The organism is Amycolatopsis kentuckyensis, from assembly GCF_002155975.1.
Classification (GTDB): domain Bacteria; phylum Actinomycetota; class Actinomycetes; order Mycobacteriales; family Pseudonocardiaceae; genus Amycolatopsis; species Amycolatopsis kentuckyensis.
This window is the reverse complement of record NZ_MUMI01000490.1, coordinates 1-20,557: the sequence shown is the minus strand read 5'-3', so window position 1 is coordinate 20,557 and position 20,557 is coordinate 1. Positions and strand designations below refer to the sequence as shown.

The window sequence follows — 20,557 nt, the reverse complement described above, 5'->3', positions numbered from 1 at the left end:
AGCCGTACGGGTACTCGCCGCCGCGTGGGCGTCCTCCGTCGTACTCGCTCATGCACAGCTCCAGCTCTCGACAAGCCTCCGGCCGTACCAGGAAACGCCCCGTTCCTGAGAATTTCCTGGTGCGCTTCCATGGACTTGCTGTGGATTACCCCATCGAGAACCGGACGTGACCCGACGTGACCGGCGTTACGCCGGCCCCCGGATCGTCGCCGTCAGGCGGTCCGCGCGCTCGCGGACGCGGCCACCTCGGGCGGGACGGTCACGCACGACTCACCGCCGGATCCGTTCCATGCCGGGGTCGACCAGCGGCTCGGCGGCCACGGTGGCCGCGACCCGGCGGCCGAAGTACTCGATTTCCACGCTGCTGCCGATGTCCGCCGACGCCGGGAGCCACGCGTAGGCGATCGGCCGCCCGACGGTGTACCCGTACGCCGCGCTCGTGACGTAACCCGAGGCCACGCCGTCGACGAACACCGGTTCCTTGCCGAGGACGACCGTGCGGCCGTCGTCGATCGTCAGGCACCGCAGGCGCCGCGACGGGGTCCGGCCCTCGAGCGCGTCCCGGCCCAGGAACTCCCCCTTGGCCAGCCGCACCGCGAAGTCGACGCCGGCCTCGTACGGGTCGTGCTCGGTGGTCATGTCGGTGCCCCACAGCCGGTAGCCCTTCTCCAGCCGCAGGCTGTTGAACGCCGCCCGCCCGGCCGCGACGACGCCCAGGGGCTGCCCGGCCGCCCACAGCGCATCCCACAGCCGGAGGCCGTTCTCGGCGCTGGTGTAGATCTCCCAGCCGAGCTCGCCCACATAGGACAGTCGCATCGCCACCACCGGCACCCCGGCGATCCGCGCCTTGCGGGCCCGGAAGTACTTCAGCCCGGCGTGCGAGAAGTCCTCGCGCGAGAGCGGCTGCACGAGGTCTCGCGCCAGCGGGCCCCAGACGCCGACGCAGCACGTCCCGCCGGTGATGTCCCGGACCCGCACCCCGGGAGGCGCGTGCTTGACGAAGTGGTCGACGTCGATGTTCCCGTTGATCCCGACCTGGAACACTTCGGGCTCGAGCCGCGCGACCGTGACGTCGCTGCGGATGCCGCCGGCGTTGTCGAGCATCAGCGTGTACGTCACCGAGCCGACCGACTTGTCGAGCTGGTTGGTGGTCAGCGACTGCAGGAACGCCAGCGATCCCGGCCCGCTGATCTCCACGCGCTTCAACGGCGTCATGTCGTACAGCGCGACGCCGTTGCGCGTCTGCCACGCCTCGGCCGCCGCGATCGGCGAGTGGAACTGCGCCGACCACGCGTCCCGCGCCGGCGGCAGCGCGTCGTGCGGGAGCTTCTTCAGCAGCGGCGCGTTGGCCTCGAACCAGTGCGGCCGTTCCCAGCCTCCGGCTTCCAGGAACACCGCGCCCAGCTCGCGTTGGCGCGCGTGGAACGGCGTCACCCGCAGGTCGCGCGGGGACAGCTTGGGCTGCAACGGGTGCAGGATGTCGTAGACCTCGACGAAGTTCTGCTGCGCCGTCTCGCTCACATACGACGGCGCGAGCTGCACCTCCTCGAAGCGGTGGACGTCGATGTCGTGGGTGTCCACTTCGGAATGGCCGGCGACGAGCAGTTCGGCGACGGCCTTCGCGATGCCCGCGGAGTGCGTCACCCAGATCGCCTCGGCGAGCCAGAACCCGCGGACGTCGGCCGACTCGCCGACCAGCGACTGGCCGTCCGGGGTGAAGGAGAAGATGCCGTTGAAGCCCTCCTCGACCTTGGTCTGACGCAGCGCAGGGAGCAGCAGCCGGCTCTGTTCCCACGACGGCGCGAAGTCGTCTTCGGTGAAGGGCAGCATGGACGGCATGGCGGTCGCGGTCACCGCCGGATCCAAAGTGGACTCGTCGACCGGCATCGGCCGGTGCGCGTAGGAGCCGATGCCGAGCCGGTCGACGTGCTCGCGGAAGTACAGGTCCTGGTCCTGGTGGCGCAGGATCGGCAGGCTCGCCTCGGCCTCCTCGGTGTTGCGCCCGGCGAGTTCCGCGACCGGCCCGGTCTTGGCGTACTGGTGGGCCAGCGGCAGCAGCGGGACGTCCATACCCACCATCGCGCCGATCTCCCGGCCCCAGAACCCGGCGCACGAGACGACGACGTCGGCCGGGAAGTCGCCCTGGTCGGTCCGGACGCCGGTGACGCGCCCGCCGTCCTGCAGGACGTCGGTGACCCGCGTGGAGCCGATGAACTTCGCGCCGCGTGACCCCGCCCGCGCGGCCAGCACCTCCACGGCCTTGGCGGCCCGCGCGAGCCCGTCGGTCGGGACGTGCAGCGCGCCGAGGATCCGGGAACCGTCCAGGAGCGGCCAGCGCTCGACACATTCGGAAGCGTCGATCAGCTGCCCGTCGACACCCCACGACGTCGCCCAGCCGTGCTTGCGCTTGAGGTCTTCCCAGCGGGCCGGGGTGGTCGCCACCTCCATGCCACCGACCTGGAGGAAGCAGTCGAGCTCCAGGAACTTCTCGACGGTGTAGCGGGCGAAGTCCGTCATCGCCTTGGACGCGTTGGTCTGGAAGACCAGGCCGGGCGCGTGCGAGGTGGACCCGCCGGTGCGCGGCAGCGGGCCCCGGTCGAGCACGGTGACGTCGGTCCAGCCGCGGGCGGTCAGCTCGTCGGCGAGGTTCGCGCCGACGATGCCGGCGCCGATGATCACGACCTTCGGTGCACTCATGGCGGAACTCCTTCTACCGGAAGACGACAGTGCTGTTCCCGTTGAGCAGGACGCGGCGTTCGCAGTGCCAGCGCACCGCGCGGGAGAGGGCGAGGGCTTCGGCGTCACGGCCGACGGTCACCAGCTCGCGCGGGGAGTACGTGTGGTCGACGCGCTGGACCTCCTGCTCGATGATCGGGCCCTCGTCGAGGTCGGGCGTGACGTAGTGCGCGGTCGCGCCGACGTACTTGACGCCGCGGTCGTAGGCCTGGTGGTAGGGCTTGGCGCCCTTGAAGCCGGGCAGGAACGAGTGGTGGATGTTGATCGCGCGGCCTTCGAGCTTCTGGCACAGCTCGTTGGACAGCACCTGCATGTACCGCGCGAGCACGACGAGATCGGCCTCGTACTCCCCGACCAGGTCGAGCAGCCGCTGCTCGGCCTCCGGCTTGGTGTCCGGGGTGACCGGGACGTGCACGAACGGCACCCCCGCCGCCTCGGCCATCGGGCGCAGGTCCTCGTGGTTCGACACGACCACGGCGATCTCCGCGCCGAGGCCGCCCGCGCGCCAGCGGAAGAGCAGGTCGTTGAGGCAGTGCCCGAACTTCGACACCATCACGAGGATCCGCGGCGGCGTCCCGTCGGAGAAGCCGAACTCCATGCCGAAGTCGCCGGCCACGGGGGTGAACGCGCGGGTCAGGTCGTCCACTGTGGTCTGTTCGGTGCGGGTGAACGAGGTGCGCAGGAACAGCGAACCCCGGACGTCGTCGTCGAACTGCTGGTGTTCGACGATGTCACAGCCCTGTCCGACCAGGAACGTCGTGACGGCGTGGACGATACCGGAGCGTTCCGGGCACTTGAGCGTCAAGGTGAAGGTCACGGGACGTACTCCAGACTCGCGTCGGCCAGCCAGGTCCTGAAGTAGTCCGAAAAGGACTGCCGAACCAGGATCGTGAAGCCTTCTTCCCGGACCATCAAGACGATTCCCGTGCGCGCCAGCAAGGTCTGCACGCACGTACCCGGCGGCGAGACCTCCAGGTCGATCGAGCACCCGTGCGCCAGCACGTCGGCCGCGTGCGAGCCGGTGAGCCGCACGACGTTGCGCTGCGCCGACACGTCGACCACGGCGTCGCTTTCCCGGGAAAGTGCCGCTTCCAGCTCGGCCTGGCGACCGGGTTCGGCGAGGACGAGGTATTCGTCGGGGCCCATCCAGAGGACGTCGACACCGTTGCCGCTGGTGAACGTGCACGGCGTGGGCAGGTCGACGCCGAGCAGGGTCTGCCCGTCGCGGAGGCGGACGGTGAGCTGGGTGCGGAACGGTTCGTCGACCGCGTCAACCGTCACGGCGGGCTCCTTCCTTGTCGAAGAGCACGGATTCGGTCACGGTCACCGGCACCATTTGGTCGCCGACCGGCACGTACAGCGTCTCGCCGATCCGCTCCCGGCCCGAGCGCACCAAGGCGAGCGCGAAGGTGCGGCCGAGGGCGGCGCTGTCGTAGCTGGAGGTGACGTGGCCGAGCATCCGCACCGGCGGTTCGGGCACGGTTTCGGACTCGATGATCTGCGAGCCCTCCGGCAGCAGAATCGACGGATCGACCGGCAGCAGGCCGACGAACTGCTTGCGGTCCGGCCGGGTGTTCTCGGCGCGGGCGAACGACCGCTTGCCGATGAAGTCGGCCTTCTTCTTCGACACCGCCCAGGACATCCCGAGGTCCTGCGGGGTGACCGTGCCGTCGGTGTCCTGGCCGATGATCGGGTAGCCCTTCTCGGCGCGCAGGACGTGCATGGTCTCGGTGCCGTAGGGTGTCGCACCCTGGTCCACTATGGACTGCCAGAGCGCGGGCCCGTGCCACGACGGGACGTTGATCTCGTACGCCAGTTCGCCGGAGAAGCTGATCCGGCAGACCCGCGCCGGGATCCCGGCGACCTCTGCGTCCTGCCAAGTCATGAACCCGAAGGCCTCGTTGCTCACGTCGAGGTCCGGCGCCAGGCGGCCGAGCACTTCCCGGGAGCGCGGCCCGACCAGCGGGATCGTGGTCCAGTGCTCGGTCACCGACGTCGCGAAAACGCGCAGGTGCGGCCACTCCGTCTGGAGCCACTCCTCCATCCACTCGAGGATCTTCGCCGCGTTGCCGGTCGTCGTGGTGACCAGGAACCGCTCCTCGCCGACGCGGATGACCGTGCCGTCGTCGAGCACCATCCCGTCGACGCCGCACATCACGCCGTAGCGGATGCGACCGACCTTGAGGTTGCTCATCATGTTCGTGTAGAGCATGTCGAGGAACCAGCCGGCGTCCGGGCCCTGGACGTCGATCTTGCCCAGCGTCGAGCCGTCCATGACGGCGACGTCGTTGCGGGCCGCGCGGCACTCGCGCTTGACGGCGTCGGGCATCGACTCGCCGGGCCGCGGGTAGTACCACGGCCGCTTCCACTGGCCGACGTTCTCGAACTCGGCGCCGTGCTCGACGTGCCACGGGTGGATCGTCGTGACGCGCACCGGGTCGTGCAGCTCGCCGCGGTCGCGCCCGGCCAGCGCGGCGAAGGCGACCGGGGTGTACGGCGGCCGGAACGTCGTCGGCCTGCGGTCGGCGAGGTCGACGCCGAGCGCCTCGGCGGTGATGCCGGCGGCGAGCATGCCGGACGTCTTGCCCTGGTCGTGCGCGGTGCCGATGGTGGTGTACCGCTTGACGTGTTCCAGCGACCGCAGGCCGGCGCCGGTCGCGCGCAGGACGTCGGACACGGTCGCGTCGCGCTGCTGGTCCACGAACCGCGTGTCCACTTCGGACTCCGGCGCGGGCACCTGCCAGAGCACCTTGGTCTCCGGCAGCCCTTCGCCCGCGGCGGCGCCGACGACGGTCACGTTCGGCAGGTCACCGGCCGGGACGTACGCACCGAGTTCCGCGGAGTACCGGAGGGTGCCGCGAGCCTGGCTGTAGAGGTGCACGGCCGGGTTCCAGCCGCCGGACACGAGCAGCAGGTCGCACTCGACCCGCTCCCCCCGCAGTTCGCCCAGTTTCGCGACGTGCGCGGCGGTGACGTGCCCGTCGGCGCCGCCGTCGGTGCCGATCACGCCGTAGCCCTCGCGGGCGTCGACGATCCGCACGATCTCGGCCCCGGCGCCGGCCAGTTCGGAGGCCGCGTCGAGCGCGGAGTCGTTGGTGGTGAACACGACCACGCGCTGCCCGGCGAGGACGCCGCAGCGGTTCAGGTACGTGCGCGCGGCACCGGCGAGCATGATGCCGGGCCGGTCGTTGTCCGGGAAGACGATCGGCCGCTCGTGGGCGCCGGTGGCGATGACGATCCGCTTCGCCCGGATCCGCCAGACCCGCTGCCGCGAGATGCGTTCGGGCGCGGCGGGCTCGCCTCGGCGCTCCAGGGCCAGCACGAACCCGTCGTCGTAGACGCCGAACGCCGTGGTGCGCGAGAGGAACCGGACACCCTCCGGAGCTTCGCCGCCGGGCTGGTCGTCCACGAGCAGGACCCGGCCGGAGGCGGCGCGGGCGGCGGCGAGCCCGGCGGGACCGGCGCCGATGACCAGGACGTCGCAGTGGGCGTGCTTGGCGTCGTACCGCGCCGGGTCTCCTTCGGTGGCGAGCCGTCCCTGACCGCGCAGGCCACGGGCCTCCAGGCCGTCGTACAGCTCGACGGTCGTCGCGCTCAGCATCGGCTCGGGGAACGGTTTTTCGATCTGCACCAGGGCGTTCGAGTCCTCGACACCCGCCGCGACGATGCCCCGCGGCCGACCGTACTTGATGCTGGTCGCGACCCGGTGGATGCCGTTGGCCAGCAACGCGGAAGCCAGCGTGTCGCCGAGGAAGCCGGTCAGCTCGCGGCCGTCGAAGGTGAACTTGAGCGGGACGCCGGACAGCCTGGTCACGAGATCACCGGCCTGGGCTCGTCGAGGCGGTAGACCGCCAGGAGGTCGTGGGTGCGGGTGTCGCGGACGGCGTTGAACCACCGGCGGCAGCCCGCCGAGTGGCTCCACCGCTCGGCGAACGGGCCGCTCGGGTTCTCGCGGAAGAAGACGAACTTCGCCCAGTCCTCATCGGACAGGGCGGCCGGATCGGCGGGGTAGGCGACGTGCGCTTGGCCGCCGTAGTGGAACTCGGCCTCCTCGCGTGGCCCGCACCAGGGGCAGGGGATGAGTTGCACGGAGATCTCCTAGTGGGCCACGGCGGCGGCGCCGTGCTCGTCGACGAGGGCACCGGTGGTGAACCGGTCGAGGGCGAAGGGCTCGGCGTACTCGTGCGGCTTCCCGCGCGCGATGGTCTGCGCGAAGACGTCGCCGACACCGGGGGTGGCCTTGAAGCCGCCGGTCCCCCAGCCGCAGTTGAGGAACAGGTTCTCCACCGGCGTCAGGCCGATGATCGGCGACGCGTCCGGGCTGGTGTCGACGATCCCGGCCCACGTCCGCAGCAGGTGCGCCCGCGCGAACACCGGGAACAGCTCCAGCGCGGCCGCCATCTGCTGCTCGATGATGTGGAACGAGCCGCGCTGGCCGTAGCCGTGGTAGCTGTCGATACCGGCACCCATCACGAGCTCGCCCTTGTGCGCCTGGGAAACGTAGACGTGCACGGCGTTCGACATGACGACCGTCGGGTGGATCGGCTCCAGCAGCTCGGACACCAGCGCCTGCAACGGGTGCGACGTCAGCGGCAGGTCCAGCCCGACCATGCGGGCCAGCACCGACGTGTGCCCGGCCGCGCACAGCGCCACCTTGCCCGCGGCGATCCGGCCCCGGGACGTCTCGACGCCGGTGACTCGTCCGTCCTTGGTCGAGATCCCGGTGACCTCGCAGTTCTGGATGAGGTCGACGCCCAGTTCGTGCGCGGCGCGGGCGAAGCCCCAGGCCACGTAGTCGTGCTTCGCGATGCCCGCGCGCGGCTGGAAGGTTGCGCCGAGCACCGGGTAGCGGACGTCCGGCGAGGTGTTGACGATCGGGCAGATCTCCTTGACACCGTCGGCGTCCACCCACTCGGCGTCGATGCCGTTGAGCTTGTTGGCCTCGACGCGGCGGACGCTGTCGCGGACGTCCTGCAGGCTGTGCGCCAGGTTCAGCACCCCGCGCTGGCTGAACAGGATCGGGTAGCCGAGGTCCTCTTCGAGCCCTTCCCACAGTTTGAGGGAGTGCTCGTAGATGCCGGAACTCTCGTCCCAGAGGTAGTTGGAGCGGATGATCGTGGTGTTGCGGGCCATGTTGCCGCCCGCGAGCCAGCCCTTCTCCAGCACGGCGACGTTCGTGATGCCCTGCTTGGCCAGGTAGTACGCGGTGGCGAGGCCGTGCCCGCCGCCACCCACGACGACCACGTCGTAACTCTTGCGGGGCTCGGGGTTGTCCCAGAGGAAGTCCGGGTGCTCCGGCAGGTCGGTCATCGGGCTTCCTCCGAGGAGTACAGCGGGAACGCTTCGGCGAGCGCGGTCACGCGGGCCCGCAGCTTCTCGACGTCGTAGCCGGGCCGCAGCGCCTCGGCGATGACGTCGGCGGCCTCGCGGAACTCGGCGTCCCCGAAGCCGCGGCTGGCCAGGGCCGGCGTGCCGATGCGGAGGCCGGACGTCACCATCGGCGGCCGCGGGTCGAACGGGACGGCGTTGCGGTTGACCGTGATGCCGACCTCGTGCAGCCGGTCCTCGGCCTGCTTGCCGTCCAGCTCGGAGTTCCGCAGGTCGACGAGCACGAGGTGGACGTCGGTGCCGCCGGTCAGCACGTCGATCCCCTCGTCCAGGAGCCGCTCGGCCAGGAGCTTCGCGCCGCGCAGGGTGCGCTGCTGGCGTTCGGCGAACTCCGGCTCACCCGCCATCTTGAACGCCACGGCCTTGGCGGCGATGACGTGTTCGAGCGGCCCGCCCTGCTGGCCGGGGAACACCGCGGAGTTGACCTTCTTGGCCAGCGCCGGGTCGTTCGTGAGCACCACCCCGCCACGCGGGCCGCCGAGGGTCTTGTGGGTGGTGGTCGTCGTGACGTGCGCGTGCGGCACCGGCGACGGGTGCAGGCCGGCGGCGACCAGCCCGGCGAAGTGGGCCATGTCGACCATGAGGTACGCACCGACCTCGTCGGCGATCTCCCGGAACCGCGCGAAGTCGAGCTGCCGCGGGTAGGCCGACCAGCCGGCGATGACGAGCTTCGGCCGGTGCTCCTTCGCCAGCCTTTCCACCTCGGCCATGTCGACGCGGTAGTCCTTTTCGGACACTTCATACGCGGCGACGTCGTAGAGCAGGCCGGAGAAGTTGATCCGCATGCCGTGCGTCAGGTGGCCGCCGTGGGCCAGCGAGAGGCCGAGGATCCTGTCGCCCGGCTCGAGCAGCGCGGCCATCGCGGCGGCGTTGGCCTGGGCGCCGGAATGCGGCTGGACGTTGGCGAACCCCGCGCCGAACAGCGCCTTCACGCGGTCGATGGCCAGCTGCTCGAGGACGTCGACGTGCTCGCAGCCGCCGTAGTAGCGGCGGCCGGGGTAGCCCTCGGCGTACTTGTTGGTCAGCACCGAGCCCTGGGCCTGCAGCACGCTCAGCGGGGCGAAGTTTTCGGAGGCGATCATCTCCAGCGTCGTCCGCTGCCGGTGCAGCTCGGCGCCGATCGCTTCGGCGACCACGGGGTCGTACTCGGCCAGGGACCGGTTGAGCACTGAGGGCATCGAAAACCTTCCGTGGTCGACTTCTGATATATCAATCGTCGATGTAGGCTAAGCGCCATGCATCCGCAGGTCAATCCCCCGTCGCTGGCCGAACAGGCGTACCGCTTCGTGCGTGATCGCCTGGTCATGCTGGACATCCCGCCGGGCTCCCCCATCAACGAAGAGGAGCTCGGCAGCGAACTCGGCATGGGCCGGACGCCGATCCGCGAAGCGCTGAAGCGCCTGGAGTCCGAACGGCTGGTCGTCGCCTACCCGCGGCGCGGCACGTTCGCCACCGACGTCAACATCTCCGACCTCGCGCACATCTCCGAGGTCCGGCGGACCCTCGAACCGATGGCCACGGCCGCCGCGGCTTCGCGGGCCACGGACACCGATCGGGCCACGCTGACCGAGCTGCGGGCGCAGCTCGACGCGGGCGTCCCGGCCGGGGACAACGCCGAGCTGCTGCGCACCGACCTCGCCCTGCACCGGGCGATCTACCGGTGCGTGCACAACCCGTTCCTCGAGGACACGCTGATCCGGTACGACAACCTCGCCACCCGGATCTGGTGCGTGTTCGTGCCCCGGCTGTCCGGGATGGCCGGCCACGTCGACGAGCACGTCCCGCTCCTCACCGCGATCATCGAGGGTGACGCCGAGAAGGCGGCCGCGTTGACGCTGGAGCACGTCACCGGGTTCGAGGCCGCCATCCGGGCGTTGATCTAGACCGCCAGCCGGGTCCTCACCCAGTCGTGGAAGGCACCGATGTGGTGCTCACTGGGAACGAGCACGCCGCCGTTGGCGTACGAGCGGGAGTCCATCGCCAGCTGGCAGCGTTCGCAGGCTTCGAAGTCCTGGAGGTTGACGCGGTGGAACAGCTCGACCGACCGCGTCAGGTCCCGGCCGGATTCGACGACTTCGGGCAGGTAGAGCCAGTCGCAGCGGACCAGCGTCCGGTCCGGGGCCAGGGGGAACATCCGGTGCAGGATGACGTGGTCCGGGACGAGGTTGACGAAGACGCCCGGTTTGATGGTGATCGCGTAGTACTTGCGGTCCTGGGCCTCGGTGACGCCGGGGAGGCGTTCGACGCCTTCGCTGCCGTCGACGGTGAAGCCCTTGATGTCACCGCCGAACTCGGCGCCGTGACCGACGTAGTACTGCGCGGCGTAGCCGTCGGCGAACTCCGGGAGGACTTCGGTGAGCTCCGGGTGGATCGTCGCGCAGTGGTAGCACTCCATGAAGTTCTCGATGATCTGCTTCCAGTTCGCCTTCACGTCGTACTCGATGCGCTTGCCGAGGGCGAGGCCGTCGATGCCGTAGGCGTCGATCTCGGTGGGGCCGCCGAGCCGCTCGGTGACGGCCCCGATCACGGTCTCCTCGAACGACGGCGGCTCGTCGGCCAGGCAGACCCAGGCGTAGCCGAGCCATTCGCGCAGGTGGAGCTTCGTGAGGCCGAACGCGGTGCGGTCGACGTCCGGCATCCCGGTGAGGTTCGGGGCCGCGATCAGCTTGCCGTCGAGGCCGTACGTCCAGGCGTGGTACGGGCACTGGAAGGCGCGCTTGACCGTGCCGCTTTCGGAGGTGCACAGCCGGGCGCCGCGGTGGCGGCAGACGTTGAGGAACGCGTTCAGCTTCCCGTCCCGCCCCCGCGAGACGAGCACGCTCTCCTTGCCGATCTGCACGGTCTCGAACGCCCCGGGCCCGGCGAGGTCGGCACTGCGCACGGCGCAGAACCAGTCCGCCTCGAAGATCTTCGCCTGCTCCAGCGCGAAGACCGCCGGATCGGTGTAGGAGCTGCCGGGCAACGTGGCGAGCAGGCTCGGCGGGAGATCGATAGCGGTCACCGGCGTGGTCCTCTCCGCGGATCAGTACGGGAGTAGTTGCGCAGAACGCGTCGTGTTGCTCACTCCGCACCAGAGTGACTCCCACCCGGGACCATGTCAACCCAAGCTTTTCAGCCCCCGCCACGGGTTTCACCCACACGGCGTGACCACAGGGTCAACTCGCGTGATTGAACAGTCGACACGCGTGATCAGAGGGTCGACACGGCCTCGAGCGCGCCCACCGCCGTGTCGACCCTTCAATCACGCGTGTCGACCTCCCAATCACGCGTGTCGACCCTTCCTTCACACGGCCGGGCCGTTGATGGCTCGGCGGAAGAGGGTTTCGATCTCGTCGCGGGTGGGGCGGGGGTCGGCCAGGGCGGCCTGCATGAGGAGGCCGCAGAAGAGGCCGGCCAGGAGGCGGCCGGTGAGGGGGTCGGTGCGGGAGCCGAAGAACGCGATCAGGGCGTCGTCCCAGGCCGCGCTCGCCTTGCGGAGGGCCGGGCGGTGCAGGGCCGCGACGTACAGGTCGTACTCGACGACCGTGTCCCGGTACTGCTCGTTGATGTAGCCCATCACCAGGTCGGCGAGCGCCGCGGCGAAGTCGGCGTCCGGCGGGAGCGCGGACTCCCACTCCTTCAGCGCGTGGACGTTCTTCTCGGCCGCCTCGTGCAGGGCGACCTCCAGCAGGTCGTCCAGGGTCGCGAAGTGGTAGGTCGTCGAGCCGAGCGGGACGCCGGCCGCGGCCGCCACCGACCGGTGCGTGACGCCGTCGATCCCCCGCTGGGCGACGACCTCGATCGCCGCCTTGGCGATCCGGGCGCGCCGCTCGGGGTCGTTCGGACCACGGCGCCGCGTTGCGCCGGGTTCGCTCTTCGCCATCGAGCCCCCTTGTGGACATCTGTACACACTTCGCGTACAAATGTACGCACTCTTGACGTGAACCGGCCACCACCGATCCGGAAGGAGCCGGCGTGAAGGACCTCCACATCGACGGCATCTGGCTGGACGCGTCCACCGGGACGCGCTCCGACGTGCTGAACCCCGCGACCGGCGCGGTCATCGTGACCGTCGCCGAAGCGGGAAAAGCCGAGGTCGACGCCGCGGTCAGAGCCGCCAGGCTGGCCTTCGACGAAGGTCCGTGGCGGCAGACGACCGCGGGCGAACGCGGTCGAATCCTCCGCAGGACCGCCGACCTCCTGGTCCGCGACCGCGAGGAACTCGCCCGCACCGAGAGCCTCGACACCGGCAAGACGCTCGGCGAAGGCCGCATCGACATCGACGATGTGACGAACGTCTTCCGCTACTACGCCGACCTCGCCGACAAGGACGCCGGACGGCTGGTCGACGCCGGCAGCGCGACCGTCGTCAGCCGGATCGTGCACGAACCGGTCGGCGTCTGCGCCCTCATCGCCCCCTGGAACTACCCGCTGCTCCAGATGTCCTGGAAGGTCGCGCCCGCCCTCGCCGCGGGCAACACCGTCGTGCTCAAGCCCAGCGAGGTCACCCCGCTGACCACGATCAAACTGGTCGCCCTCCTGGAGGAGGCCGGCGCGCCGCCCGGCGTGGTCAACCTGCTGCTCGGCGACGGCCGCGTCGGGGCGGCGATGGTCGAGCACCCGGCCGTCGACCTCGTCTCGTTCACCGGCGGCTACTCGACCGGCGAGAAGATCATGACGGCCGCCGCGAAGGGGGTCCGCCGCGTCGCCCTCGAGCTCGGCGGCAAGAACCCGAACGTGGTGTTCGACGACGCCGACTACGAAACCGCCCTCGACTACGCCCTGATGGCGGCGTTCGTCCATTCCGGACAGGTCTGTTCAGCGGGCGCCCGGCTGATCGTCCAAGATGGAATCCATGACCGGTTCGTGGCGGACCTCGCCGCGCGCGCCGACCGGATCCGCGTCGGCGACCCGCTCGACCCCGCCACCGAAACGGGCTCGCTCGTCTCGGCGCAGCACCGCGCCAAGGTCGAGGCCTACATCGAAAGCGCTCTCGCGGACGGCGCCACGCTCCGGGCGGGCGGCAAGCGCCCCGAAGGCCCGGCGTACGAAACCGGTTTCTTCCTGCGCCCGACCGTGTTCTCCGACTGCACCCGGGACATGGCGATCGTCCGGGAAGAGGTCTTCGGCCCGGTCGTCACCGTGGAACGCTTCACCGGAGAGGCCGACGCGATCGCGCTGGCCAACGACACCGAGTACGGGCTCGCCGGAGCCGTGTGGACGTCGGACGCGTCCCGCGCCCAGCGGGTCGCCGGGGCCCTGCGCCACGGCACCGTGTGGATCAACGACTACCACCCCTACCTGCCGCAGGCGGAGTGGGGTGGTTTCGGCAAGTCGGGCATCGGCCGCGAACTCGGGCCGTCCGGGCTGGCCGAGTACCAGGAGAGCAAGCACATCTACCAGAACATCGACCCCGTTCCGCAGCACTGGTTCAAAGGCTGAATCCCCCTCCCACACACGTGAGGACGTTGCCATGACCACGCAAGAAAAGCCGGCGGGCGGGGGGCCTGCCCCGGACGACAGCTCCGACCTCGAGAAGTTCGGCTACCGGCAGGAACTCGAACGCTCACTGGGCTCCTTCTCCAGCTTCGCCGCCGGGTTCTCCTACATCTCGATCATGACCGGCGTGTTCCAGCTGTTCTTCTTCGGCTTCGGCGCGGGCGGGCCGGCGTTCATCTGGACCTGGCCGCTGGTCTTCCTCGGCCAGCTCGCGGTCGCGCTGTGCTTCGCCGAGCTCGCCGGCCAGTTCCCGCTCGCCGGCTCGGTCTACCAGTGGGCCAAGCAGATCGCGAAGCCCGCGACGTCGTGGCTGGCCGGCTGGATCATGATCATCGGCGCCATCGTCACCGCCGGCGCGGTCGCGGTGGCCTACCAGATCATCCTGCCGCAGGTATCGACCGCGTTCCAGATCGTCGGCAGCGACTCCGACGCCGGGCTGACGTCGACCCCGGGTGGCGCGCAGAACGCCATCATCCTGGCCCTGGTGCTGGTCGTGTTCGCCACGATCGTGAACGTCATCGGCGTCAAGCTGATGGCGAAGATCAACAACTTCGGCGTCGCGGTCGAGCTGTCCGCGGTCATCCTGCTCATCATCGCGCTGGCGGTGCACATCAAGCGCGGCCCGCAGGTCGTCCTGGAGACGCACGGCACGGGCGAGGGTCACTCACTCGGGTACCTCGGGGCGTTCCTGGTGGCGTCGCTGATGAGCGCGTACGTCTTCTACGGCTTCGACACCGCGGGCTCGCTCGCGGAGGAGACGACCCAGCCGCGCAAGCACGCCCCCCGCGCGATCCTGCGGGCGATCACGGCGTCGTTCATCGTCGGCGGCCTGGTGATGCTGGTCGGCATGATGGCGGTCGGCGACATCAACGCCGAAGAGCTGAGCACGTCCGGCATGCCGTACCTGCTGAAGAGCACGCTCGGCCCCTGGCTGGGCAACGCGTTCCTGATCTGCTCGGCGATCGCGATCACCGTGTGCTGCCTGGCCGTGCAGACCGCGGCGATCCGGATGGCGTGGGCGATGGCCCGCGACGGCCGCCTGCCGTTCAGCAAGGCGATGGCGAAGGTGTCGCCGCGGTCGAAGACCCCGGTGCTGCCCGCGCTGCTCACCGGCGGCCTCACCGTCGTCGTGCTGCTGATCAACCTCGGCAACCAGCGGGCGTTCTTCATCCTGACCTCGACGGCGATCATCCTGTTCTACATCCCCTACCTGATGGTCACCGGCCCGATGCTGCTGCGCCGGCTGCGCGGGCAGTGGCCGCGCCCCGGGCACGGCCCGTACTTCAAGCTGGGCCGCTGGGGCACGCTGGTGAACCTCGTCGCCGTCGTCTACGGCGCGGCCATGACGATCAACCTGATCTGGCCGCGGGCCGAGGTCTACGGCTCCGACCACTGGTACTTCCAGTGGGGCGCGGTGATCGTCACCGCGCTGATCGTGATCATCGGTGCGATCATGCTGTACGTCCGGCGCCGCACCTGGGGCTCGGCCCACACGAGCCCCGAGCACATGCCCGACAGCACTCCGGACACCCTGCCCGGCTGAGGAGGCCCCATGAGTTCCGATACCTACGACTTCGTCATCGTCGGCGGTGGCTCGGCGGGCTGCGCGCTGGCGAACCGGCTCTCGGCCGACCCGGCCAACAAGGTCCTCGTCCTGGAAGCGGGCCGCTCGGACTACAAGTGGGACGTCTTCATCCACATGCCGGCCGCGCTGACGTTCCCGATCGGGTCGAAGTTCTACGACTGGGGCTACCGCAGCGAGCCCGAGCCGTACATGAACCGCCGTCGCATCTACCACGCGCGCGGCAAGGTGCTCGGCGGGTCGTCCAGCATCAACGGGATGATCTTCCAGCGCGGCAACCCGATGGACTACGAACGCTGGGGCGCCGACCCCGGGATGTCCACTTGGGACTACGCGCACTGCCTGCCGTACTTCAACCGGATGGAAAACTGCCTCGCCGACCCGCCGGACGGGAAGTGGCGCGGGCACGACGGCCCGCTCGAACTGGAGCGCGGCCCGGCCTCGAACCCGTTGTTCCAGGCGTTCTTCGACGCCGCCGAGGAAGCGGGCTACCCGCGCACCGACGACGTCAACGGCTACCGGCAGGAAGGCTTCGCGGCCTTCGACCGGAACGTCCGGAAAGGACGGCGGCTGTCCGCCGCGGGCGCGTACCTGCACCCGGTGATGGACCGGCCCAACCTCACGGTGAAGACCCGCGCGTTCGTGTCGCAGATCCTCTTCGACGGCACCCGCGCGGTCGGTGTCGAGTACGCGCAGGGCCGGGGCGTGCCGGGCGAGGTGTACGGCAAGGAGATCATCCTCTGCGGCGGCGCGATCAACAGCCCGCAGCTGCTGCAGCTCTCCGGCGTCGGGAACGCGGCGGAGCTGGAGAAGCTCGGCATCGACGTCGTCAAGGACCTGCCGGGCGTCGGCGAGAACCTGCAGGATCACCTGGAGGTGTACATCCAGTACGCCTGCAAGCAGCCGGTGTCGATGCAGCCGTCGCTGGCGAAGTGGAAGCGGCCCTACATCGGCGCGCAGTGGCTGTTCCTGCGGTCCGGGCCGGCCGCCACCAACCACTTCGAGGGCGGCGGGTTCGTCCGGTCCAACGACGAGGTGAAGTACCCGAACCTGATGTTCCACTTCCTGCCGGTGGCGATCCGCTACGACGGCTCGGCACCCACGGAAGGGCACGGCTACCAGGTGCACGTCGGCCCGATGTACGCCGACACCCGCGGCTCGGTGAAGATCACCTCCACCGATCCGCGGCAGCACCCGGCGATCAAGTTCAACTACCTGTCGACCGAGACCGACCGCAAGGAATGGGTCGAAGCCGTGCGGGTGGCCCGGAAGATCCTCAACCAGAGCGCTCTGGAGCCGTACAACGGCGGGGAGATCTCGCCGGGACCGTCCGTGGAAACCGACGAAGAGATCCTCGACTGGGTGGCCAAGGACGCCGAAACGGCGTTGCACCCGTCGTGCACGACGAAGATGGGCGTGGACGACATGTCCGTCGTCGACCCGCAGAGCATGCGGGTGCACGGCACCGAGGGCCTGCGCGTGGTCGACGCGTCGGTGATGCCCTACATCACCAACGGCAACATCTACGCCCCGGTGATGATGACCGCCGAGAAGGCGGCCGACCTGATCCTCGGCAACACCCCGCTCGCCCCGATCAAGACGCCGTTCTACCGGCACGGGGAGAACTAGCCCCCAGCGTCGTCGCGCCCGTACCGCCATCCCCGGTACGGGCCTTCGACGTGCCCGGAATACCCGTTATCCGGTAACGAAAACTACCGGGGCGTACCCCCTTGACGACGTTCGTCGCGGGACTCAGACTTGTTGCGTATCACAGTTGATGTTCCCCCATGCGCAACACCCATCGGAGGACCCATGATTCGCGCGTGCACGGTGGACGAGCTGCCCCCCGGTGAGTCGGTCCGGATCCCCGGACCGCCCGCCATCGCGGTGTTCCACACCGAGGAGGGCGAGCTGTACGCCATCGGCGACACGTGCACCCACCAGGACGCCTCCCTGGCCGACGGCTGGCTCGAAGGCTGTTTCGTCGAGTGCCCGCTGCACGCGGCGCTGTTCGACCTGCGCACGGGCATGCCGACCTGCCTGCCGGCGAAGGACCCGGTGCGCACGTACGCCGTGGTCGTCGACGAAGGCGTCATCTACGTCCAGGGCGTGGCCGACGAGGACGCCGCGTGAAGCGCGTCGCGGTCGTCGGCGCGTCGCTCGCCGGGGTCCGCGCCGCGCAGGAGCTGCGCGCGCAGGGGTACGACGGCGGGATCGTGCTGATCGGGGACGAGGCACATCTGCCCTACGACCGGCCGCCGCTGTCCAAGGGGTTCCTCGCCGGGACGGCGTCACGCGAGTCGCTGGACCTGCTCGACACCGGTGACCTGGCGGCGCTGGCCTTGGACTTCCGGCTCGGCGTCCGGGCGACGGCACTGCACCCGGCCGACCGGCGCGTGCTGCTTTCGGACGGCACTTCGGTGCACGCCGACGGCGTCGTGATCGCCACCGGCGGCCGCGCGCGCACGCTGCCGGGCTTCGATGGAGCCCACACGCTGCGAACTGTCGACGACGCACTGGCGTTGCGCGCCGCGTTGGTCCCCGGGGCCCGCGTGGTCGTCGTCGGGGCCGGGTTCATCGGCGCCGAAGTGGCTTCGACCTGCCGTTCGCTCGGCCTCGACGTCGTCGTCCTGGAGGCGCTGGCCGCGCCGCTGGAGCCGGCGTTGGGCCCTTCGCTGGCCGCGGTCTGCGCCCGGCTGCACGTCGACCACGGCACGGACCTGCGCTGCGGGGTGCGGGTTTCCGGGCTCTCCCCGGCCGGCGTCTCGCTGGCGTCCGGGGAGCTGGTCCCGGCCGACGTGGTCGTGACGGGCGTCGGGATGACCCCGGCGACCGAGTGGCTCGCGAGCTCGGGTTTGAAGGTCGGCAACGGCGTCCACACGGATGAGGGGCTGGTCACCGCGCTGCCTCAGGTGGTGGCGGTCGGCGACGTGGCCCGCTACGGCGGACGGCGGCACGAGCACTGGACGAACGCGTCGGAGCAGGCGCCGGTCGCGGTGGCCAACCTGCTGGCGGGGCACACCGCGCGAACGTACACGCCCAGCGGATACGTCTGGTCGGACCAGTATTCGGGGACGTTGCAGCTGGCCGGGCACCCACGCCCGGACGACACGCTGACGTTCGTGGACGGCGACCCGTCGTCGTCTTCGTTCGTGGCGACGTTCTCGCGGGAGGGCGCGACGGTCGGGGTCTTCGCCCTGAACAACGCGAAGCTGTTCAACCGCCTCCGGCGGCAGGCCCTGCGCCGCCCGGCCGTCGTCTGAAAGTTTCAACCGGGTGTTCAAGGATACGCTTCAGCCACATGGAGCTGAGTCTTGACGAGCTGCGGGCGTTGACGGGCTGGGCCGCGGCCTGCGCGTCGCGGGTCCTGCCGCTGATCCCGGACGACCCACGCCCGGCCGCGGCGATCACCGCGGCGGAGGAGTTCGCCGCGGGCGGCCCGCGCACCAAGGCCCTGCGCACGGCGGCCTGGGCAGCACTGGCGGCAGCCGGTGAGACGACCGACGCCGCCGCCTCGGCCGCCGCACGCGCAGCGGTCGGCGCGGCGGGCGCGGCGTACTTGCACCCGCTGGCCTCGCCGCACCAGGTGAAGCACATCGTCGGCCCGGCCCAGCAGGCCGCGCTGGCGCGCGAACTGGCGGGCGGTTCCGCGGAGGCGGAGATCGAATGGGCCCTCTCGCAGGCCCCGCCCGAAGTCCGCACCCTGCTGCACCGCTTCCCGCCGGGCAAGCCGGGCAAAACCCGCCTGGGCGAGCTGCACCGCCGGCTGGAAGCGGCGCTCCGCGGCGGGTCGTGAGTGGTGACGGCGAGCTACAAGGAGAGGTCGTCCAAGTCCGACTCCAGCCTGGCCCGCCAGGTCCAGCGGCGTTCCGTCGTGTCCGCACCCTCGCCCGCCGGCGGGCCCAGCGGCAGCGCCGGATCCGTCACCCCGAACGTCACCCGGTACGCCAGCACCGACGCGGCCGTCCGGATCCACGCGTCACCCGAGGTTCCCGCCGGTGGCGCCACGCCCAGTGCGTGACCGAACCACGTCGGGAGCAGCGCGTTCGAGCCCAGTGCGTCGGTGATGCGGGTCCGGAGGCGCACCTGCAGGTCGTGCCACGCGCGCTCGGCCCGCTCCAGCTGCGGGACCACCCGTGCCTCGACCGCGTCCGCCTCGCGCAGCGCCAGCCGCGCCTTCTCCGCGGTGGCCGAAGCCGCCGGGATCTCCTCGTCCAGCAACGTCCGGCGTCGCGTCGACAGCGCCCGCAACGACGACTCCGCGTCACCTCGGGCCCGGGACGCGCGGTCCGTCGACGCGAGGACGCGCACGACCTCCAGCAGGTCGGCATCGCACCGGGCCAGCGCCGCCCGCACCGAATCCAGGTGCGTGATCTCCTCCTCGTACCGCGCGCGCTGCTCCTTCGTGACCAGCTCCTTGTGCAGGTCGTCCCAGCGCGCCGCCTCCGCCGCGAGCGCCCGCGTCTCCGGGCCGACGTCGTCGAGGTTCACCTGCGGGACGCCGTCGGACACGCGGACCGCGCGCTCCAGGGCCTGCACCTGCTGCTGCAGCCGGTCCAGCCGCCTGCCGAGCAGGTCGAGCCGGTCCTCCTGGCCCGGCGCGCCGCCGGTTTCGAGCCGCTCGGTCAGCTCGGCGACCTCCTGGCCCAGGCGGTCGTCGGCCTCGCGCAGCCCGTCGACCGCCGCGAACAGCTCGTCGAGATCGCGCCGGGCCGGGTCGGCCGCGTCCGGGTGTTCGTACTCCTGCGTGAACTCCGGGTCGTCGCCGTAGGTGGCGTAGCCGTGGCTCACGGGGTCCGGCTTTCCCGCCACAGCAGCGCGATCGTGCCCGCGGCCCCCAGCGCCGTCAGGACCGTGCAGACCACCGCCCCGGACCACGGGAGCAGGGCGAGCACCAGCGCCAGCGCCGTCACGCTGCCCGCCCACGCCGCCCTCGTCCGCTCGCGGATCACCGCCCCGGCCCGGCGGACCGGCGCGAAGCCGATCCACAGCCCCGCGCCGAACAGCGGCACCAGGACCAGCAGCCAGACCGGCGAAAGCACCTCGAACAGCACCAGCGCCGCGGCGACCAGCGGGACCAGCACCGGCGCGGCCGCGAACCAGACGACCGCCCGCTGCGTCGTCGCGTGCCGGGATTCGAGCTCGGCGTCGGCGAGCCGCCGCTTGGCGTCGTCGAACGCCAGCTCGGCGTCGAGCAGCCGGTGGGCCGTCGCCACGAGTTCGTCCATCGCGTCGACGTCCCCGGGTGGGGTCGCGAGCCCGTCCCGCAGGTCCTGCTTGAGCCGGGCGACGCGCCCCTCCGCGAGATCGCGGTCGTGCTGGGCCGGAGTCGTCACGCAACCACTTTAAGTGCCACCACCGTCACCACCGGCC

18 protein-coding genes are annotated in these 20,557 nt (G+C 70.6%); 7 read left to right on the top strand and 11 right to left on the bottom strand.

Annotated elements, in window-relative coordinates; translation table 11 throughout:
- Positions 1–270: 270 nt before the first annotated feature.
- From CCN39_RS38245 to glyA, 7 genes are read right to left on the bottom strand one after another with little or no spacing between them, the layout of a single operon-like run.
- Entirely contained in the window at positions 271–2,697 is a 2,427-nt protein-coding gene (locus CCN39_RS38245; RefSeq protein ID WP_086850688.1) for a GcvT family protein, read from the bottom strand.
- Between the two features lie 13 nt (positions 2,698–2,710).
- Positions 2,711–3,553, bottom strand: a complete 843-nt coding sequence (purU, locus tag CCN39_RS38240; RefSeq protein ID WP_086850686.1) for a formyltetrahydrofolate deformylase — start codon at positions 3,551–3,553, stop codon at positions 2,711–2,713.
- Positions 3,550–4,017, bottom strand: a complete 468-nt coding sequence (locus CCN39_RS38235) for a sarcosine oxidase subunit gamma (RefSeq protein ID WP_086850684.1) — start codon at positions 4,015–4,017, stop codon at positions 3,550–3,552. The genes purU and CCN39_RS38235 overlap by 4 nt, the downstream gene beginning before the upstream one ends.
- Positions 4,007–6,550 carry a 2Fe-2S iron-sulfur cluster-binding protein gene (locus CCN39_RS38230; protein WP_086850682.1) on the bottom strand — a complete coding sequence of 848 codons (2,544 nt, stop codon included), beginning with the start codon at positions 6,548–6,550 and terminating at the stop codon, positions 4,007–4,009. Before CCN39_RS38230 ends, CCN39_RS38235 begins: the two co-directional genes overlap by 11 nt.
- Positions 6,547–6,825 (bottom strand): sarcosine oxidase subunit delta, encoded by a 279-nt coding sequence (locus CCN39_RS38225; RefSeq protein WP_086850679.1) that lies wholly within the window; start codon positions 6,823–6,825, stop codon positions 6,547–6,549. Before CCN39_RS38225 ends, CCN39_RS38230 begins: the two co-directional genes overlap by 4 nt.
- Positions 6,826–6,834: 9 nt before the next feature.
- Positions 6,835–8,046, bottom strand: coding sequence for a sarcosine oxidase subunit beta family protein (locus tag CCN39_RS38220; protein WP_086850677.1), 1,212 nt, complete (start codon positions 8,044–8,046; stop codon positions 6,835–6,837).
- On the bottom strand, positions 8,043–9,302 hold the full coding sequence (gene glyA / locus CCN39_RS38215) for a serine hydroxymethyltransferase (protein ID WP_086850675.1): 1,260 nt from the start codon (positions 9,300–9,302) through the stop codon (positions 8,043–8,045). Before glyA ends, CCN39_RS38220 begins: the two co-directional genes overlap by 4 nt.
- 57 nt (positions 9,303–9,359) lie before the next feature.
- Between glyA and CCN39_RS38210 the strand changes: the two genes are divergently transcribed.
- Positions 9,360–10,007 (top strand): GntR family transcriptional regulator, encoded by a 648-nt coding sequence (locus CCN39_RS38210; protein ID WP_086850674.1) that lies wholly within the window; start codon positions 9,360–9,362, stop codon positions 10,005–10,007.
- On the opposite strand, the gene CCN39_RS38205 is transcribed toward CCN39_RS38210, so the two are convergent.
- Together CCN39_RS38205 and CCN39_RS38200 are read right to left on the bottom strand one after the other, a co-directional pair.
- Positions 10,004–11,125, bottom strand: coding sequence for an aromatic ring-hydroxylating oxygenase subunit alpha (locus CCN39_RS38205; protein ID WP_086850672.1), 1,122 nt, complete (start codon positions 11,123–11,125; stop codon positions 10,004–10,006). The two genes, CCN39_RS38210 and CCN39_RS38205, sit on opposite strands and share 4 nt — an antisense overlap.
- Positions 11,126–11,407: 282 nt before the next feature.
- Positions 11,408–11,986, bottom strand: coding sequence for a TetR/AcrR family transcriptional regulator (locus tag CCN39_RS38200; RefSeq protein WP_086850670.1), 579 nt, complete (start codon positions 11,984–11,986; stop codon positions 11,408–11,410).
- A 92-nt stretch (positions 11,987–12,078) separates the two neighbouring features.
- On the opposite strand from CCN39_RS38200, the gene CCN39_RS38195 reads away from it, so the two are divergent.
- The 6 genes from CCN39_RS38195 to CCN39_RS38170 all read left to right on the top strand — a co-directional run bounded on the left by CCN39_RS38195 (position 12,079) and on the right by CCN39_RS38170 (position 18,980).
- On the top strand, positions 12,079–13,545 hold the full coding sequence (locus CCN39_RS38195; protein ID WP_086850668.1) for an aldehyde dehydrogenase family protein: 1,467 nt from the start codon (positions 12,079–12,081) through the stop codon (positions 13,543–13,545).
- Positions 13,546–13,576: 31 nt separating this feature from the next.
- The gene (locus CCN39_RS38190) at positions 13,577–15,145 is read left to right on the top strand and encodes an amino acid permease (RefSeq protein ID WP_086850666.1); all 1,569 of its coding nucleotides are present in this window, start codon (positions 13,577–13,579) and stop codon (positions 15,143–15,145) included.
- Between the two features lie 9 nt (positions 15,146–15,154).
- Complete coding sequence (gene betA / locus CCN39_RS38185; RefSeq protein WP_086850664.1) at positions 15,155–16,813, top strand: choline dehydrogenase; 1,659 nt, start codon at positions 15,155–15,157, stop codon at positions 16,811–16,813.
- Between the two features lie 183 nt (positions 16,814–16,996).
- The gene (locus CCN39_RS38180) at positions 16,997–17,317 is read left to right on the top strand and encodes a bifunctional 3-phenylpropionate/cinnamic acid dioxygenase ferredoxin subunit (RefSeq protein ID WP_086850662.1); all 321 of its coding nucleotides are present in this window, start codon (positions 16,997–16,999) and stop codon (positions 17,315–17,317) included.
- Positions 17,314–18,447, top strand: coding sequence for an NAD(P)/FAD-dependent oxidoreductase (locus CCN39_RS38175; protein ID WP_086850660.1), 1,134 nt, complete (start codon positions 17,314–17,316; stop codon positions 18,445–18,447). The genes CCN39_RS38180 and CCN39_RS38175 overlap by 4 nt, the downstream gene beginning before the upstream one ends.
- Positions 18,448–18,485: 38 nt before the next feature.
- Entirely contained in the window at positions 18,486–18,980 is a 495-nt protein-coding gene (locus CCN39_RS38170; RefSeq protein WP_086850658.1) for a putative immunity protein, read from the top strand.
- 14 nt (positions 18,981–18,994) lie between these two features.
- Here CCN39_RS38170 and CCN39_RS38165 read toward each other — a convergent pair whose 3' ends face one another.
- Together CCN39_RS38165 and CCN39_RS38160 are read right to left on the bottom strand one after the other, a co-directional pair.
- Positions 18,995–19,975 carry a coiled-coil domain-containing protein gene (locus tag CCN39_RS38165; protein WP_086850690.1) on the bottom strand — a complete coding sequence of 327 codons (981 nt, stop codon included), beginning with the start codon at positions 19,973–19,975 and terminating at the stop codon, positions 18,995–18,997.
- A complete protein-coding gene (locus CCN39_RS38160; protein WP_086850656.1) occupies positions 19,972–20,520 on the bottom strand; it encodes a hypothetical protein in 549 nt (182 codons plus the stop codon). The genes CCN39_RS38165 and CCN39_RS38160 overlap by 4 nt, the downstream gene beginning before the upstream one ends.
- Positions 20,521–20,557: the final 37 nt, after the last annotated feature.

Excerpts from the sequence above, each read along its gene's own strand:
- CCN39_RS38190 (WP_086850666.1), top strand. The coding sequence starts at position 13,577 with ATGACCACGCAAGAAAAGCCGGCGGGCGGGGGGCCTGCCCCGGACGAC.
- betA (WP_086850664.1), top strand. The coding sequence starts at position 15,155 with ATGAGTTCCGATACCTACGACTTCGTCATCGTCGGCGGTGGCTCGGCG.
- CCN39_RS38200 (WP_086850670.1), bottom strand. The coding sequence starts at position 11,986 with ATGGCGAAGAGCGAACCCGGCGCAACGCGGCGCCGTGGTCCGAACGAC.
- CCN39_RS38220 (WP_086850677.1), bottom strand. The coding sequence starts at position 8,046 with ATGACCGACCTGCCGGAGCACCCGGACTTCCTCTGGGACAACCCCGAG.
- CCN39_RS38180 (WP_086850662.1), top strand. The coding sequence starts at position 16,997 with ATGATTCGCGCGTGCACGGTGGACGAGCTGCCCCCCGGTGAGTCGGTC.
- CCN39_RS38170 (WP_086850658.1), top strand. The coding sequence starts at position 18,486 with ATGGAGCTGAGTCTTGACGAGCTGCGGGCGTTGACGGGCTGGGCCGCG.
- CCN39_RS38245 (WP_086850688.1), bottom strand. The coding sequence starts at position 2,697 with ATGAGTGCACCGAAGGTCGTGATCATCGGCGCCGGCATCGTCGGCGCG.
- glyA (WP_086850675.1), bottom strand. The coding sequence starts at position 9,302 with ATGCCCTCAGTGCTCAACCGGTCCCTGGCCGAGTACGACCCCGTGGTC.
- CCN39_RS38210 (WP_086850674.1), top strand. The coding sequence starts at position 9,360 with ATGCATCCGCAGGTCAATCCCCCGTCGCTGGCCGAACAGGCGTACCGC.